1 rRNA gene is annotated in these 868 nt (G+C 51.2%); it reads right to left on the bottom strand.

Annotation, left to right across the window (positions count from 1 at the left end):
• Positions 1-868, bottom strand: a 23S ribosomal RNA gene (locus ACTRWI_RS22535); the annotation flags it as partial.

Genomic DNA, 868 nt, shown 5'->3' on the forward strand with positions numbered 1-868 from the left:
TGCGTAGCCGCAGCTTCGGTGTATAGCTTAGCCCCGTTACATCTTCCGCGCAGGCCGACTCGACCAGTGAGCTATTACGCTTTCTTTAAATGATGGCTGCTTCTAAGCCAACATCCTGGCTGTCTGAGCCTTCCCACATCGTTTCCCACTTAGCTATACTTTGGGACCTTAGCTGGCGGTCTGGGTTGTTTCCCTCTCCACGACGGACGTTAGCACCCGCCGTGTGTCTCCCGGATAGTACTTACTGGTATTCGGAGTTTGCAAAGGGTTGGTAAGTCGGGATGACCCCCTAGCCTTAACAGTGCTCTACCCCCAGTAGTATTCGTCCGAGGCGCTACCTAAATAGCTTTCGGGGAGAACCAGCTATCTCCAGGTTTGATTGGCCTTTCACCCCTAGCCACAAGTCATCCGCTAATTTTTCAACATTAGTCGGTTCGGTCCTCCAGTTGATGTTACTCAACCTTCAACCTGCCCATGGCTAGATCACCTGGTTTCGGGTCTAATCCTAGCAACTGTACGCCCAGTTAAGACTCGGTTTCCCTACGGCTCCCCTAAACGGTTAACCTTGCTACTAAAATTAAGTCGCTGACCCATTATACAAAAGGTACGCAGTCACACCACGAAGGTGCTCCTACTGCTTGTACGTACACGGTTTCAGGTTCTATTTCACTCCCCTCACAGGGGTTCTTTTCGCCTTTCCCTCACGGTACTGGTTCACTATCGGTCAGTCAGTAGTATTTAGCCTTGGAGGATGGTCCCCCCATATTCAGACAGGATATCACGTGTCCCGCCCTACTCGTTTTCACTGATGATGAGATGTCGACTACGGGGCTATCACCCTTTATTGCGGCACTTTCCAGAGCCTTCG

Source organism: Pseudoalteromonas sp. G5_S1_14_S5, from assembly GCF_054968605.1.